Here is a 15874-nt window from a genome sequence, read left to right as displayed (position 1 = left end):
TGCGCGTCGGTCGAGGATCGTTGAGAAAGCTGCAAGTGCGCCGCTGCTCAGGCGCCGTTGGCCTGGAACTGCTTTTGCAATTCGACCAGGGCGGGTGACGCCGGGGTGATGCGATTGCGGGCCTGGGCGTCGATCAACCAGCCGCTGCGGTGCAATTGCTTGATGATCGGATCGAGCCTGGCCTGGGTATCGCTTTCGCCCTTGCGCGTCCAGATCACCGAGGGGGCCGGGTTCAGCTCCGGGCTCAGGGCGCGGTAGCCCTGCCACTCGGCGTTGTCGGCGATCAGCGGATTGATCAACGTGGCGTCATGCACGGCGGCAACGCAGTTGTTGCCCCGTAACGCCAGCAGCGACTCCGAGGAACTCTTGAAGGCCTTGATCTGCACGCCCAATTCGGTGAGCGGCTTGATGTAGCTGCTGCCCTGGGAGGTGCATACCGGTTGATTCTTCAGGTCTTCCCAGCGGCTGATCTGGCTGTCCTTGAGCACCGCCGCGGTACCGCCGACACGGTAGAACGGCGTAGGCACGAACCCGAGGATTTCACCGCGTTCGGTGGTCCATTCCATGTTGGCGATCAACAGATCGACTTTGCCCTGTTGCAGAAACTGCACGCGGTTGGCGGGCAATACCGGCACCAGTTGCACCTCGGCGCCGAGTTGCCGGCCCAGCTCCTGGGCGAGATCAACGTTGAGGCCGCGCGGTTTCTGGGTAGCGGGATCGATGCCGCCGAACGGCCCCCCGGACAACAGCACGCCGACGACCAGCTCATGGCGCTGTTCGATCTTCTCAAGGGTGGCGTCGGCCTGGGCAATGTCGACGGCTGCCAAAGAGACCAAGGCGCCCAGCAACACAGGCAGGAGATGTTTGACAGGTGAGCGCTCGAACAACATGGATTTCCCCTCATGGATGATCGGCGTACCCCGACCTGATGAGTGGGCATCCTAGGTACCGCTTGGAGCCAACGGAAATGCAGATATCTCATATCGTTATAACTCGCCCGGTTTGGTTTACAGGCGAAAAACATATAACCGTTATTTTATTAGCCCACAGCGAAGTTCACGTAAAGGAAATGCAATCAATACATAAAAAACTGTAATGTTTAGGTTTTCAGTCTTGATATGAAGCGATAGCCATGGCGACCCTGGATCTCGAATTGCTGCGCACCTTCATCGCCGTGGTCGATCACCACAGCTTTGCCGAAGCCGGTGCCCGACTGGCCCGCACGCAATCTTCAGTCACCCAGCATATGCAACGCCTGGAACAGCAGGTCGGGGTCACGTTGTTCGAAAAACGTGGCCGGCAAAAGCAGCTCACCGAAGCGGGCCAGCAGCTGCTGCGGCATGCGCGGCAGATGCTGTCGCTCAACGACGATGCGCTCAATTCCCTGCGCGAAAGCAGCCTGAGCGGAGTGTTGCGTATCGGCTCGCCCCACGATATTGCTGACACGATCCTGCCGCCGATCCTCAGCCACATCGCCCGCTCGGCCCCGCGCCTGCGCCTGGAAATCGATGTCGGCCGCAGCCCGTTCCTGATGGACGACCTGCATCGCGGCAAGGTCGACATGGTCATTTCCACCCGCCAGGATCCGAACCTCGAAGGCTTCGCCTTGCGCACCTCACCAGTGTGGTGGATCTGCTCGGCGCAGTACCTCCACAACCCCGCCGAACCGCTGCCACTGATCCTCGTGGACGAGCCGAGCATCTATCGGCGCTACGCCCTCGAAGCCCTGGAACGCGCCAATATCCCCTGGCGCCAGGCCTACCTGGCCTCGAACCTGATCGGCATCAAGGCCGCGACCCGCGCCGGCCTGGGCGTCACGCCCCGCAGCATGGAAATGCTCGGCCCGGACATGCGTGTGCTCGGCGAGAACGATGGGCTGCCGCGACTGCCGGATGTGACCTATCACCTGTGGATCCGGCCGAATACCGTCAACGCGCTGGTGCGCCGGGCTTATGAGCTGATCAGGAACAATCAGGGGCATTGAGTCATCGCTGCCCAGGAAGACCCGCTCGGTCAATAGGCGAAGCCCTGCCCCAGCTCACTTTCCATCCACTCCAGAAAACGCCGGACGCGGGGGAAGCTCGAGTGGGCCTTCGGAAACACCAGGTGATGGGCAGCCACCGGTGCGCTGAGCGCCTCGGGTGCCACCTCGACCAGGCTGCCGGTGGCAAGATACTTCTTGGCCAGCAATGTGCTTTCCAAGGCAAACCCCAAGCCATGACTGGCGGCCTCCAGCGACATGTACGACCGGTCGAAGCTCAAGGCATAAGGCTTCTCCGGGCGCGCCAGGCCATGTTGCGCAAACCATTGCGGCCATTTGAGCAACGTGGCTTCCGAAAGCACCAGGTCGCAATTCAACAAATCGGACGCGTTGCGGATCGGGCATTGCGCGAGCAGTTTTGGCGAAGCGAGCACCGCGAAGGTCTCGTTCTGGACGGTACGGACTTCATAACTGGGCCAGTTTGCAGTGCCGTGGCGGATGTCCACGTCAATCTTGTCCCGACTGAAATGCAGCGATTCGTAAGAGCAGGAAAGATTGATCTGGATATCAGGGTTGGACGCCCGAAAAGCTTCCAGCCTCGGCATCAACCACAACAACCCGAAGCTGGGCGCCGAATGCAGGCGCAAGCAGTCCAGGCTCACGTCGCTGGCCGCGCGTTCGGTGGCGACGGCCAGGCTATGGAGCAACCCGGACACCTCCTTGAGGTATTGCTCCCCCACAGGCGTGAGCGTGACGCCCCGCGCGGCACGCACAAACAGTTGCCGACCAATCATCGCTTCAAGTTTCGCCAATTGATGGCTGACCGCGGAGGGTGTCAGGTCCAGCACTTCCGCCGCCCTGGCGACATTGCTGAACCGGGCCGTTTGCTCAAAAGCCTGAATTGCTTTCAGCGGTGGAAGAATCAAAGGGGCATCGGCATCGGTACGCATGGCAGGTCCCTGCACAACAGTTCTAATGATTGTTGAGCTTCGCCGTGAAAGGTTCCAGCCGCAAGCCAGCGAGTGCTGAATTTTTTTCAGCACTGAATGACTTTCAGGCCATTGCTCAGCCAGGGAACCAGGACGAAGCTGAGTCATCGGTTTTTGCCGAATCGACCCAATAAAAACAATCCGAGGTATCTCTCCCATGCTTCTTCAAGGCAAAGTCGCAATCATTACCGGCGCCGCATCTGCCCGTGGCATTGGCCGCGCCACCGCCACAACGTTCGCCCGGCACGGCGCCCGCGTCGTGATTCTCGACCTGGATGAATCTGCCGCACGCGATGCCGCCAGCGCCCTGGGTGACAATCATCTCGGCCTTGCCGCCAACGTCGCCGATGAAGCGCAGGTCCAACGGGCCGTCGCCCGCGCCATCGAACATTTCGGCCGAATCGACATTCTCATCAACAACGCGGGCATCACCCAACCCCTCAAGACCCTCGACATCCGTGCGTCGGACTACGACAAGGTATTGGACGTCAGCCTGCGCGGCACCCTGCTCATGTCACAAGCCGTGATCCCGCTGATGCGCGAGCAGCAGGGCGGCAGCATCGTCTGCATGTCTTCAGTGTCTGCCCAACGTGGCGGCGGCATATTCGGTGGGCCACACTACAGCGCCGCCAAGGCCGGTGTACTGGGCCTGGCCAAGGCAATGGCGCGCGAACTGGGCCCGGACAAGGTGCGGGTCAACTCCATCGCCCCAGGTCTGATCCACACCGACATCACCGGCGGCCTCATGCAGGACGAGCGTCGTCACGCAATCATCGAAGGTATTCCGTTGGGTCGCCTGGGTGCGGCCCAGGACGTCGCCAACGCCGCCCTCTTCCTCGCCAGCGATTTATCTTCGTACCTGACGGGCACCACGTTGGATGTAAACGGTGGAATGCTGATTCACTGATGTATCTGGGCGGGCCCACCCGGCCCGTGCGGTTCTGGATCGAAGACCCCAGCCGGGCTGTTCGCCTGGCGGTTAATAAAAACAAGAGATCAGGCCATCATGACTACTCTGTCGCTCGAAGCGGTTTCGACCGTGCGCTCCAATGCCTACCGGAAAACGGCCTGGCGGCTGATGCCATTCCTGATGCTGTGCTATTTGTGCGCCTATCTGGACCGGGTCAACGTCGGCTTCGCCAAGCTGCAAATGATGAACGACCTGGCGCTCAGCGAAACCGTCTACGGGCTGGGTGCGGGGATGTTCTTCATTGGCTACTTCCTCTGCGAAGTCCCCAGCAACGTTATTCTGCACAAGGTCGGCGCTCGCGTGTGGATCGCGCGGATCATGATTACCTGGGGCATCATTTCGGCGCTGTTCGCCTTCGTCGAAACGGCCTGGCAGTTCTATGCCCTGCGGTTTCTGCTCGGGGTCGCCGAAGCAGGGCTGGCGCCGGGATTGCTGCTCTATCTCACCTACTGGTTCCCATCCTATCGCCGTGCGCGCATGACTGTGCTCTGGTTCATCGCCATCCCTTTGTCAGGCATGGTGGGCGGTCCGCTCTCGGGCTGGATCATGAACCATTTCGCCGGCGTGCACGGCTGGGCCGGATGGCAGTGGATGTTCGTGCTCGAAGCCATTCCCACCGTCATTGTCGGTTTGCTGGTGCTGAGTTACCTCAAGGACGGCGTCCATCAGGCCCACTGGCTGGACGACGAAGAAAAGGCGTTGGTCAGCCGTGAACTGGCCGAGGACAACCAGCAGAAGGTCACCCATGCCTCGGTAGGCGAGTTCGTCCGCGACCGCCGCCTGTGGTTGTTGGCAGGTATCTATTTCTGCGTCGTCATGGGCCAGTACGCCATCACCTTCTGGCTGCCGACGCTGGTGCGCAACGCCGGGGTTTCCGATCCGCTGCACATCGGCTTCCTGACCAGCCTGCCCTACCTCTGCGCGATCGCGGCCATGTTGCTGATCGGCCGCAGCGGCGACAGGCATCGCGAGCGGCGCTGGCACCTGATCGTACCGATGATCGCCGGTGCCATCGGGCTGACGCTCGCCGCGCTGCTGGGGGGCAACATCCTGCTGTCCATCCTGAGCCTGTGCCTGGCGGCATCCGGCATCCTGTCCGCGTCCTCGATGTTCTGGATGCTGCCCACGACCCTCCTCGGCGGGGTGTCCGCCGCCGCAGGCATCGCGGCGGTGAACAGCTTCGCCAACCTCGCCGGCTTCTGCTCTCCCTATCTGATTGGCTGGATCACCACGCAAACCGGCTCCAGCGCCATCGGCATGTACCTGATCACCGGCGTACTGCTGGGCGGCGCCTCGCTGGTGCTGCGCATCCCCGCCGCCCTGGTCAATCGTTAAGTTCACCGGAGTTTCACCATGACTCGCTCGCTTTCCTCTGCTTCATCCATGTCCCTGACCGAACGCGCCCACAACATCCGCCATCACGCGCTGCGCATGGGTCAGGTCCAGGGCCAAGGCTACGTTGGCCAGGCCCTGGGCGCCGCCGACCTGCTGGCGGTCGCGTACTTCCACGCCATGAACTATCGGCCCGGAGACCCTGACTGGGAACAACGTGATCGCCTCTATCTCTCCATCGGCCACTATGCGATTGCGCTGTACGCGGCATTGATCGAGGCCGAAATCGTTCCGCTCGATGAACTGGAAACCTACGGAGCGGACGACAGCCGCCTCCCCATGTCGGGAATGGCGGCGTACACGCCAGGCATGGAAATCACCGGCGGCTCCCTCGGCCAAGGCCTGGGCATCGCGGTAGGCGCCTGCCTGGGGCTGAAGCGCAAAGGCTCGCCCGCCTTCGTCTACAACCTGCTCTCGGACGGTGAATTGAACGAAGGTTCAACCTGGGAAGCGGTGATGTCGGCGTCGCACTGGAAACTCGACAACCTGATCGCCATCGTCGACGTCAACAACCAGCAGGCCGATGGATACTCCAGCGAAATTCTCTCGTTCGAGCCGATCGTCGATCGCTGGCAAGCCTTTGGCTGGTTTACCCAGCGCGTCGACGGCAACGATCTGGATGCGCTTGTCGCGGCATTCGATGCCGCGCGCAACCATCCCGCCGGACAGCCCCGGGTGATCATCTGCGATACCCGCATGGGCAAGGGTGTGCCATTCCTGGAAAACCGCGAAAAGACCCATTTCATCCGCGTCGAAGAACACGAGTGGGACCTGGCGCTGAACAACCTTGAAGAAGGAAAAAAGCCATGAACAACGCCGCCAACACACCGAACGCGATGGGCGAACCGGGCAAAAAACGCCTCACCACCTCGGCGATGATCGCCTCGATTGCAGCCGAGGGCCAAGCCACGAAACCTGCACCATTCGGACATGCGCTGGCTGCATTGGCCGACCAGCGCCCGGACATCGTCGGGCTGTCCGCCGACCTGTCCAAATACACCGACCTGCACATCTTCGCCAAGGCCCATCCGGATCGCTTCTATCAGATGGGCATGGCCGAGCAGTTGCTGATGAGCGCAGCAGCTGGCATGGCCCGGGAAGGTTTCGTGCCGTTTGCCACGACCTACGCGGTGTTCGCTTCCCGTCGTGCCTACGACTTCATCTGCATGGCGATCGCCGAGGAAAACCTCAACGTCAAGATCGTCTGCGGCTTGCCGGGCCTTACCACGGGTTACGGCCCCAGCCACCAGGCCACGGACGACCTGGCGATCTTCCGCGCCATGCCCAACCTGATGGTCGTCGACCCCTGCGACGCGCTGGAAATCGAACAGGCCGTGCCCGCCATCGCCGCGCACCAAGGCCCGGTCTACATGCGTTTGCTGCGCGGTAACGTGCCCCTGGTGCTGGACGAGTACGGCTACACGTTCGAAATCGGCAAAGCCAAGACCCTGCGCACCGGCAATGATGTGCTGATCGTTTCTACCGGGTTGATGACGATGCGTGCTCTGGAAGCCGCCAAGCAATTGCAGGCAGACGGCGTCGACGTCGCGGTACTGCACATGCCGACCATCAAGCCGCTGGATGAACACACCCTCCTTGCCGAGGCCAGAAAGCCGGGACGACTGGTGGTGACCGCGGAGAACAGCTCTATCATCGGCGGGCTCGGCGAAGCGGTTGCCGGGGTCCTGCTGCGCAACGGCGTGACGCCGACGTTCAGGCAAATAGCCTTGCCAGACGCCTTCCTCGACGCGGGCGCGCTGCCGACACTGCATGATCGCTACGGCATTTCCACCCAGGCCGTTTGCGCGCAAATCAAAGCCTGGCTTTAACGGCAAAGCGCCGGGTACCGGCAACAGGTACCCGGCGGTTTCAAACAAAGGGGAGCGCAACCTGATGCCTGATCAATGGCTCGATCCCGCATTTCGCGGCCTTGTCGCCTCGGGTGCTGAACAATGGTCGCTGGACACGCTGCCGGCCATCCGCACCCGAGTCCATTCGGGCTTCAAACCCGAGCATCGCGCACGATGCGAAGTGCGCTGGATCTCCGGCCCCGATACCGCACGCTTGCGTCTGTGCCTCTATCGGCCGAAAGGCCTCGGGCCAGACGCAAGCCTTCCGGCGATCCTGTCCATCCATGGCGGTGGCTTCGTACTCGGAAGACCCGAGATGGCCGATGACTTCCTGGCCGACCTGGCCGACGAACTGAGTGCGTTCATCGTTGCAGTGGATTATCGACTGGCGCCAGAACATTCCTTTCCAGCGCCCCTTGACGACTGCTACAGCGCCCTCGCCTGGCTGTTCGAAAACAGTCAGGACCTGAGCCTGGATCCCCGGCGCATTGCCGTGATGGGCCATAGCGCCGGCGGCGCGCTGGCCGCCGCATTGGCCATCATGGCCCGCGACAGATCCCGGTTTCCGCTCGCCGGCCAGGTCCTCATCTATCCGATGCTCGATCACCGCACAGGCTCAGCGCAATCACCCTATCCCAGCGGGCAGACAGGCACGTTCAGTTGGTTGCCGGAGCCCAATCAGTTCTGCTGGACATGCCTGCGCGGTGGCTACGCCCTGGACGATGAACGTGTCGGTCTGTTTTCCCCGGCCCTGCAACCCGACCTGCGCAACCTGCCGGCGACGTTCATTGCCGTCGGCTCTCAAGACCTGTTCCTTGAGGAGGACGTCGATTTTGCAATGCGGCTGTCTCGCGCCGGCGTTGCCATGGAACTCCACGTCTATCCTGGAGCCCCGCATATGTTCGACCAAGTGCCAGGGCGCATCGCGGATCAATTGACCCTTGATATCGTCCGGGCGTTGAAAGGACTTTTGAGCAGCCGTCATGCCTGCCCTCCCTGTCCATCAGCCAGCGCCGCGCCGTTGAGGTAATGGTCGCCCAGCAGCCGACGCTGGGTCAGCAACACCGGCTCGGCTGCATCCGGCAACGGCCGCGGCAAGCTGCGCCCGGCCAGCTCGAAGAATAGATGCGCGCCGACACGCGCCGCCTCGGCAGCAGCCAGACGAAAGGCAATGGCGGACGATTGGGAGGCGTTGGCGCGTTCGAGCAACGCATCGGCGGCGTCGATACGGATACGCAGGTCACCGACCGCGGCGACCACCAGGGCTTCATGTCGCGCGCTCTGCCCGCGCAGGTAGTCAAGCAGAGCCGCCTCGACGTGGCGGGCATGGGCGAGGTCGCTGCGACCCTGGGAGTGTGAATGGGACATGCTCGATACCTCAGTTCCAGGAGTGACGTTGCGGCTTGATGTCGTTGAGAAGCTGGTTGCCGACCAGGTGATATTTCCAGCGCACCGGGTCATGCAGGGTATGGGTCCGCGCATTGCGCCAGAATCGGTCCAGGCCCTGGCTGGCCGAGACGCTGCGCGTGCCGCCCAGCTCCAGCAGGCGGCTGGAAGCCTCCAGGGCAATCTCGGTGGACAGCACCTTGGCCTGGCCTACGACCACAGAGGCTTCGGCGACCCGTTCCTCACTGGGCTCGGCGACCGCAAGATCGACCGCTTGGGCCGCGCGCTGCAAAATCGCCTCGGCCGCTTGCAGCCGCCAGGCCAGCTCGCCGATCAGCGCTTGGCCTAGCGGATCCTGCCAACCGTGTTGCAGACCGCTGTCGACCCAAGGACGCGCCTGGCGGGCGACACGCAGGGTCTCGGCGAAGGCACCCCGGGCAATGCCGGTGTCCACCGCGGCCTGGATGATCTGCGAAATCGGACCATCGGCAGTGGGCTGGTCATAGGCTTTCCAGGCAGGTACCACGTCGCGGGCAGGCACGCGTACGCCTTCGATGCGCACCTGGCCGCTGGCGGTGATGCGTTGGCCGAAACCGTCCCAACTGTCGATCACCGTCAATCCGGCGGCATCGCGCGGAACCAGCGCGATATGCACATGCCCCGCCTCGTCCACCGCGGCTACCGGCACGATATGAGCGAACAATGCACCGGTGCAGTAGGCCTTTTCTCCATCAAGTACAGCCGTGTCACGCTCGAAGCGAATCTGCGTCTGGAACGTGGTGACGTATTGGCTTCGCGCTTCGGAAAAAGCGTTACCAAAGCGATACCCCTCGAGCACCCTGGCGTAGTAGCGCCGCTTCTGCTCTTCGCTGCCGGTCAAACCAAGATTGCTGAGTACACCAAAATGGTTTTGCGGCAACTGGCCGAGGGAGGAATCGGCTGCGGAGATGATGGCGATCACTTCGCTCAGCGTGACATAGGACACCCCGGCGCCACCATAGGCCTTCGGCACGCTGATCGCCCACAACCCGCTTTCGGAAAAGCGTTCGAGTTCTTCCCAGGGCAGTCGTCGTTCTTGGTCGCGGGTTGCCGCCTCGCGAGCGAAATCCCCGGCCACACGGTGCGCCACTGCGATCGCCTCGACGTCGCTGCGAATGAGATGGGCCGGGCGCCGAGGCGCCGGACGAACCTGCTCGGACGGATCAATAGTCGCTGAATGGCTCATGTGCTGCTCCTTTCGTAACGGGTTCATCAACAGCCAGAGCACAGTCCGTACCAACCCGTTAAACCCTTTATTTTCAAAGAGTTGTGAACCAGCAGCGGGCTGGACAAAGCCCCTGCAACAGCAAACTGCGGATTCACTGTTGCCCACAAGACAGCGGAAAACCGGCACTCAACCGGCCTTGCCGCCCAGATAGAACTGCTGGATGTCTTCCCGCGCCGCCAACTCCGCACCGCTGCCCTCACCCACGACCCGACCGTTTTCCAGGACGTAGGCGTAGGTGGCATGGCGCAGCGCAACGTTGATGTTCTGTTCGGCCACCAGGAAGCTCATGCCTTCCTGGGCATTGAGCTGGGCGACGATGGCAAAAATCTCCTCGACGAGGATCGGCGCCAGCCCCATCGAAGGTTCATCCAGCAATACCAACCGAGGTCGGGTCATCAGCGCCCGACCGATGGCAAGCATCTGCTGCTCGCCACCGGAGGTCAGCCCGGCCTGGGTCTTGCGCTTGGTCTTGAGACGTGGGAACCAGGCGTAGATGCGCTCCAGATCCTGTTCCAGTTCCCGGCGCGTCGGGTTACGCAGGAAACCGCCGGTACGCAGGTTGTCCTCGACGGTCAGGTGGGCGAACACGTGGCGCCCCTCCAGCACATGGACAATGCCTTGGCGGGCCAGCAGGTTGGCTGCGACGCCGGCGGTATCCTGCCCCTGGAAAGTGATCCGGCCGCGGCTGACTTGCGCACGGTCAGCCTGGACCAGCCCGGAAATGGCCTTGAGCGTGGTGCTCTTGCCAGCCCCGTTGGCGCCCAGCAGCGCAACGATGTCGCCCTGCCCGACCCGCAGGGAAACCCCGGCCACGGCGAGGATCGCGCCGTCGTAGATGACTTCGATGTCGTGTACCGCCAGCAACTCACTGCTTGCGGTGCCCACAAGGGCCGCAATGGTCATGGGTTCTTCCTCCTCGTGCGCACGGCTACTGCGCCGCGCAATCGCGGGCCGTTACGCCCTTTTCTTTCGCATACTCGGCGGCCTTGGCGTCGATCAATGGGCGCAACGTCGCGCGGTCGGCCTGGACCCAGTCGGTGATCAGTTTCCATTGCTGGCCGTCCCATTGTTGTACCTTGGCTGCCCCGCCACCTTCATGGTCGCTGCAAGACAGCTTCAGCGGCTGCATCAGTCCAAGGAAACCGATCTCCTTGAGACGCGCGTCATCGAGGTCGAGATGCTCCAGGCCCCAGCGACCTTCCTCACCGTTGAGCGGACGATTGCCGAACTTTTTCTGCCCGGTGCGGATCGCCTCGACGGCAATGGCGGCATTCACCAGGCCGGAGTTGTAATAGACGCTGCCGAAACTCTTCGGATCCTTGAGATCGCTCTTGCCGGTATCAAGGATGTACTGGCGAATGCGTTGGTGGATGTCGAAATCGGCACCGCCTGGATAGGGTGTCAACGCCAGGTAGCCCTTGCCGGCCTCGCCGGCCGGCAACACGTCCTCGTTGGAACTGGCCCAGATATCACCGACGATGCGCTCCACCGGGTAGCCGAAACGCGCCGCGGTCTTGATCGCCACCGGCGTGGATACACCCCAGGTACGCAGGAACAACCAGTCCGGCTTGAGCTGCCGCACCTGGCGCCACTGCCCGGCCTGTTCGTTGCCCGGATCCGCCACCGCGATCTGGATGTTCTCGAAGCCATACTTCTGCGCCAGCAGCGCCAGCGGCCCCTGGGTTTCCCGACCATAGGCCGAGTCATGGTAGACGGTGGCGATCTTCTTGCCCTTGAGCTTGTCCAGCCCGCCCTCGCGCTCAGCCACGTAATTGATGAATGCCGAGGCCTCGCTGTAGAACGTCAGCATGGCCGGGAAATTGTAGGGAAACACCCTGCCATCGGTGGCCTCGGTACGGCCATAGCCGAGGGTGATCAGCGGAATCCGGTCGGCTTCGGCCTTGTCCGCGAGGGCATAGGCCGCCGGTGCACCGTTGGGCTGGTAGACCGCCACCGGCGCGCCGTTGAGGCCGTTCTTGAAGCGCTCGTAGCACTCGATGCCTTTTTCCGCCGTCCATTCGGTCTCGCACTCCTGCCAGACCAGCTTGACGCCGTTGATCCCGCCTTCCACCTCGTTGATGTAGCGCAGATAGTCGATCATTCCGGCCCACACCGGAATGCCGCTGGAGGCATAGGCGCCGACCCGGTAGGTGGCCAGGGGGAAGAACTGTTCGTTGGCCGCCTGGGCAACCGGTACCAGCGTTGCGCAGGCACCCAGTGCCAGGCCGATGGCAGCAAGGCTGCGTTTTAAAGTTGCATGCATGTTGGTCTTCTCGATTGGGTCTTGTGCCGTGTTGGAAACCTCCTTTCCCTCGGTAGGGTCAAGGTTCGTTGGGTTGTGGGGAGGCGCTCAGAACCGCAGCGGCCAGACCTTGATGCGTTCACGCAGGTCGCCGAGCAGGCGTGCCAGCCCTTCCGGCTCCTTGATCAGGAACCAGATGATCAGGCCACCGAAGAGCACCTTCTGCAGGTTCTGCAGTTGCCCGGCGTCGACGTTGCCGTTGAACAGCCATAGGCCGGCATGGCTGAGCAGGATCGGCACGAGGCTGATGAAGGCCGCGCCGATGAAGCTGCCGGCAATGCTGCCCATGCCACCGATAATGATGATGAACAGAATCTGGAACGAACGATTGATGTCGAAGCTGCCTGCACTGGCCGTCCCCAGGTACGCGAACGCCCAGAGCGCCCCGGCGATTGCGAGGTAGAACGAACTGACGGCGAAGGCCATGCGCTTGTCGCGCTCCACGGCGATCCCGATGACAGCGGCAGCGGTGTCCATGTCCCGGATGGCCATCCAGTTGCGGCCAATCTGGCTGCGCACCAGGTTGACCGCCACCCAGGTCAACAGCACCACACAACTGAGGGTCAACAGGTAGCGACCGACCGGGGTGCCGAGGTTATGGCCGAACAGCTCCATGCGTGGCGCGCTGATGGTGCCGGACGAGGCGTAGTTGTAGAACCAGGGGAATTTGGCAAATACCCACTCCAGGAAAAACTGCGAGGCCAGCGTGGTGACCATCAGGTAAAAACCCTTGATCCGGGAGCTGGGGATGCCGAACAGCAGCCCGACCAACCCGGCAATCACCCCACCGCCAAGCAGCGCCAATGGCAACGGCAGCCCGGGCACGCGCAGCAGCAGGCCGTATGTGGCGAACGCGCCCACGGCCATGAAGCCGGCGGCGCCGACCGAGGTCTGGCCGGTGTAGCCGGTCAACAGGTTCAGCCCCACGCCTGCCAGCGACAGCACCAGGAAGGGAATCAGGATCGCGTTGAGCCAATAGTCGTTGCCCAGCCACGGCAACCCGACAAACGCCACCAACAGCAGCAACAAGAGGCCCGGCCGCCAACGCCGGCGCACCAGGGTCAGGGGTGAGTCGTCGAAGCTGGCAGTGAGGCGCGCAACAGTAGCGGTCATGGCGTCATACCCGTTCAATGATCCGGTCGCCGAACAGGCCGGACGGACGGATGTAGAGGAAGATCAAGGCGAGGAAATAGGCGAACCAGGGCGTGATGCCTCCGCCGATCAGCGGACCGATGTAAGCCTCGGCAAGATTCTCCGCCGCACCGACGATCAGCCCGCCGACGATGGCCCCGCCAATCGAGGTGAAGCCGCCGATGATCAGCACCGGCAATGCCTTGAGCACCACCAGCGAAAGCGAGAACTGCACGCCCTGCCGCGCGCCCCAGAGCAACCCGGCGACCAGGCCGACCACTCCGGCCACGGCCCAGACAATCTGCCAGATGCGATTGAGGTTGATGCCCAGCGACAACGCCGCACGGGTATCATCGGCCACGGCGCGCAGGGCGATCCCGATGCGGGTCTTGTTGAACAGCAAGGCCAGCACCGCCACCGTCAGCCCCGACACTCCAGCAGCGATCAAGTCGAACTGGCTGACCATGATCTCCCCCACGAACAGCGGGACGTCCTCGATGCCCAGGTCCAGCGCGCGCACCTGGGCGCCCATCAGTCCTTGGGCCAGGCCCTCGATGATGAACGACAGGCCGAGGGTGGCCATGAACAGGGTGATCTGCGATCGGTTGACCAACGGCCGCAGCACCAGGCGCTCGATCAACAATGCGCCGACGATCATCACCAGCACCGTCAGGACCAACGCGAGGGCAAAAGACAGGCCCTGCTCACGCAAGCTGACGAAGGTCAGCGCGGCGAACAGCAGCATCGCGCCCTGAGCAAAATTGAACACGCCGCTGGCCTTGTAGATCAGCACGAAACCGATGGCCACCAGTGAATACAGAGTGCCGGCCAGCAGCCCGCCAACCAGGGTTTCCAGAAAGAAATTCATGAGTGCGAGGCCCCCAGGTAAGCGGCGATCACATCGGGGTTGGCCTGCACCTGCGCGGGCGTGCCGTCACCGACCTTGCGTCCGTAGTCCAGCACCACCACATGGCTGGACAGCCCCATGACCACTGGAATGTCGTGCTCGATGAGAATCACCGTGGTGCCGAGGTCGCGATTGATATCGACGATGAAGCGGCTCATCTCCTGTTTTTCTTCAGCGTTCATGCCAGCCATCGGTTCGTCGAGCAACAGCAGGGTCGGCTGCGCGATCAGTGCCCGGCCCAGCTCCACGCGTTTCTGCAAACCGTAGGCGAGGCTGCCCACCGCGACGTCACGCCAGGCCTGCAGTTCGAGGAATTCCAACACCTGCTCGGCCCGCTCGGCGAACGCCCGCGCCTCGCGCCGGGCGCGCGGCAAGCCCAAGGCCTGCTCGAGAAAAAACGTACGCTGCAAGCGCGACAGGCCAGTAAGCAGGTTGTCCACCACGCTCATTTTCTTGAACAGCGCGTTGTTCTGGAACGTCCGGCCGATACCAAGCCGCGCCGCTTTCAGTGGATGCGGACGGCGCAACGGTTCGGCAGCGAAGAACACCTGGCCGGCATCGGCCCGGTAGACCCCGTTGAGGATGTTCAGCAGCGAACTCTTGCCCGCACCGTTCGGCCCGATCAACGCGCAGATCTCGCCAAGCCTGACGCTGAACGAGAGGTCGGAAATCGCTTTCACGCCCCTGAACGACAGCGACACATTACGCACCTCCAACAGCGCATTCATGCTGCTCGCTCCAGATATTCCTGCAACCATGCCTGGCGCGCCGAGCCTTGCAACAAGGCATCTGCGGGCGCGCTTGGCACCTCGATCCGGCGCAGCCGCTGGAACCCGAGCAGGCGCCGCACCCGCGCCTTGAGCCAGCGGCGCAGGCCACGTCGCGGATCATCCAGGGTCCATTCGCAGAGGCGTCGCCGCCAACTGCCCGCAATCGGCAGCCGGGCTTCGATTTCCGCCGCCAGCGATTCGACTCGCGCAGCGGACAACAGCAAGGCCGTCGGGGCAATCTCGCGGCGATCGCGGCTGGCTGACTCGCGCGCTTCCGGAAAGGCCAGGCCTTCGCCGCCCTCCAGCCAGCGACGGAACAGATGAGTCAGCCCATCACGCCATTCAGTGCCCTCATCGATCCATACCACCGCGTCCTTGGCGACCTGGGCCCAGCCCTGGCGCTGCGCTGCCGGCGCCTCGGTGACGAACAGCACCGACAGTGACTGCACCTGCCACAGGCCACGACGCGCCGCACTGGCCTGGGCCGAATACAGCCGCAGCGGCCACTCTGCATCCAGGCCGCATTGCAGCCAGTGCGAGACACTTTCGCGGCGCTGGACAAAGGCGAACGCCGGGCGGATCAGACGTAACTGGCGTTGCAGATCCTCGCCCTGACTGTCGCGGTCGACGACCACGCTGTGTCCACCCAGCTGGCGCGCCGCCAATGTCAGAATCAGCAGGCTCGGCTCGAAGGCACCGCTCAGTGCCAACCGCGCGCCAGGGACGAAGCCTTGCTGGCGCAGGCCATCGCAAACCCGCTCGACCTCGCGTTGCACATCGATCCACCGCCAGGCCTTCCAGGCGCCGAGGCGTCGATGACGCATGGCGATCTGCGTCGGACGCTCCCTGGCCCAGCGCTGCAACGCCACGAGGGCGCTGTCCGTCACGCTTTCGGGCAATGGCGCATTGAGTTCGAAAACACTCATGCG

16 protein-coding genes are annotated in these 15874 nt (G+C 62.9%); 6 read left to right on the top strand and 10 right to left on the bottom strand.

The window, feature by feature from the left end; all coding sequences use genetic code 11:
* Nucleotides 1-47 precede the first annotated feature (47 nt).
* Nucleotides 48-890 carry a transporter substrate-binding domain-containing protein gene (locus tag M1E16_RS11430; protein WP_458129949.1) on the bottom strand — a complete coding sequence of 281 codons (843 nt, stop codon included), beginning with the start codon at nucleotides 888-890 and terminating at the stop codon, nucleotides 48-50.
* A 242-nt stretch (nucleotides 891-1132) separates the two neighbouring features.
* On the opposite strand from M1E16_RS11430, the gene M1E16_RS11425 reads away from it, so the two are divergent.
* Entirely contained in the window at nucleotides 1133-1984 is an 852-nt protein-coding gene (locus tag M1E16_RS11425; RefSeq protein WP_434568800.1) for a LysR substrate-binding domain-containing protein, read from the top strand.
* Between the two features lie 29 nt (nucleotides 1985-2013).
* Here the strand turns inward: M1E16_RS11425 and M1E16_RS11420 are convergent, their stop codons facing one another.
* Nucleotides 2014-2931, bottom strand: a complete 918-nt coding sequence (locus tag M1E16_RS11420; protein WP_434604421.1) for a LysR substrate-binding domain-containing protein — start codon at nucleotides 2929-2931, stop codon at nucleotides 2014-2016.
* A 196-nt stretch (nucleotides 2932-3127) separates the two neighbouring features.
* Between M1E16_RS11420 and M1E16_RS11415 the strand changes: the two genes are divergently transcribed.
* The 5 genes from M1E16_RS11415 (at nucleotide 3128) to M1E16_RS11395 (ending at nucleotide 8212) form a co-directional block, all read left to right on the top strand.
* Nucleotides 3128-3877, top strand: coding sequence for an SDR family NAD(P)-dependent oxidoreductase (locus M1E16_RS11415; RefSeq protein WP_458129948.1), 750 nt, complete (start codon nucleotides 3128-3130; stop codon nucleotides 3875-3877).
* A gap of 99 nt (nucleotides 3878-3976) precedes the next feature.
* On the top strand, nucleotides 3977-5275 hold the full coding sequence (locus tag M1E16_RS11410) for an MFS transporter (RefSeq protein WP_458129947.1): 1299 nt from the start codon (nucleotides 3977-3979) through the stop codon (nucleotides 5273-5275).
* Nucleotides 5276-5293: 18 nt separating this feature from the next.
* Nucleotides 5294-6142 (top strand): transketolase, encoded by an 849-nt coding sequence (locus M1E16_RS11405; RefSeq protein ID WP_458129946.1) that lies wholly within the window; start codon nucleotides 5294-5296, stop codon nucleotides 6140-6142.
* Nucleotides 6139-7161 (top strand): transketolase family protein, encoded by a 1023-nt coding sequence (locus M1E16_RS11400; RefSeq protein ID WP_458129945.1) that lies wholly within the window; start codon nucleotides 6139-6141, stop codon nucleotides 7159-7161. The genes M1E16_RS11405 and M1E16_RS11400 overlap by 4 nt, the downstream gene beginning before the upstream one ends.
* Nucleotides 7162-7225: 64 nt before the next feature.
* Nucleotides 7226-8212 (top strand): alpha/beta hydrolase, encoded by a 987-nt coding sequence (locus tag M1E16_RS11395; RefSeq protein WP_458129944.1) that lies wholly within the window; start codon nucleotides 7226-7228, stop codon nucleotides 8210-8212.
* Here the strand turns inward: M1E16_RS11395 and M1E16_RS11390 are convergent.
* The 8 genes from M1E16_RS11390 to M1E16_RS11355 form a co-directional block, all read right to left on the bottom strand.
* On the bottom strand, nucleotides 8164-8550 hold the full coding sequence (locus M1E16_RS11390) for a hypothetical protein (RefSeq protein WP_458129943.1): 387 nt from the start codon (nucleotides 8548-8550) through the stop codon (nucleotides 8164-8166). The genes M1E16_RS11395 and M1E16_RS11390 overlap by 49 nt on opposite strands.
* 10 nt (nucleotides 8551-8560) lie before the next feature.
* A complete protein-coding gene (locus M1E16_RS11385) occupies nucleotides 8561-9793 on the bottom strand; it encodes an SfnB family sulfur acquisition oxidoreductase (RefSeq protein WP_458129942.1) in 1233 nt (410 codons plus the stop codon).
* A 168-nt stretch (nucleotides 9794-9961) separates the two neighbouring features.
* Nucleotides 9962-10738 (bottom strand): ABC transporter ATP-binding protein, encoded by a 777-nt coding sequence (locus tag M1E16_RS11380; RefSeq protein ID WP_458129941.1) that lies wholly within the window; start codon nucleotides 10736-10738, stop codon nucleotides 9962-9964.
* A gap of 25 nt (nucleotides 10739-10763) precedes the next feature.
* Nucleotides 10764-12098, bottom strand: coding sequence for an ABC transporter substrate-binding protein (locus M1E16_RS11375; RefSeq protein ID WP_458129940.1), 1335 nt, complete (start codon nucleotides 12096-12098; stop codon nucleotides 10764-10766).
* 87 nt (nucleotides 12099-12185) lie between these two features.
* Nucleotides 12186-13250: a branched-chain amino acid ABC transporter permease gene (locus tag M1E16_RS11370; protein ID WP_458129939.1), complete on the bottom strand. Its 1065-nt coding sequence runs from the start codon at nucleotides 13248-13250 to the stop codon at nucleotides 12186-12188.
* Nucleotides 13251-13254: 4 nt separating this feature from the next.
* Complete coding sequence (locus tag M1E16_RS11365; protein ID WP_458129938.1) at nucleotides 13255-14136, bottom strand: branched-chain amino acid ABC transporter permease; 882 nt, start codon at nucleotides 14134-14136, stop codon at nucleotides 13255-13257.
* A complete protein-coding gene (locus M1E16_RS11360; RefSeq protein WP_434652175.1) occupies nucleotides 14133-14903 on the bottom strand; it encodes an ABC transporter ATP-binding protein in 771 nt (256 codons plus the stop codon). Before M1E16_RS11360 ends, M1E16_RS11365 begins: the two co-directional genes overlap by 4 nt.
* Nucleotides 14900-15871 carry an AMP-binding protein gene (locus M1E16_RS11355; protein WP_458129937.1) on the bottom strand — a complete coding sequence of 324 codons (972 nt, stop codon included), beginning with the start codon at nucleotides 15869-15871 and terminating at the stop codon, nucleotides 14900-14902. Before M1E16_RS11355 ends, M1E16_RS11360 begins: the two co-directional genes overlap by 4 nt.
* Between the last annotated feature and the right edge of the window lie 3 nt (nucleotides 15872-15874).

The sequence above is a fragment of the Pseudomonas sp. Z2-11 genome (assembly GCF_054161305.1).
This window is presented reverse-complemented; position numbering and strand designations above follow the sequence as displayed.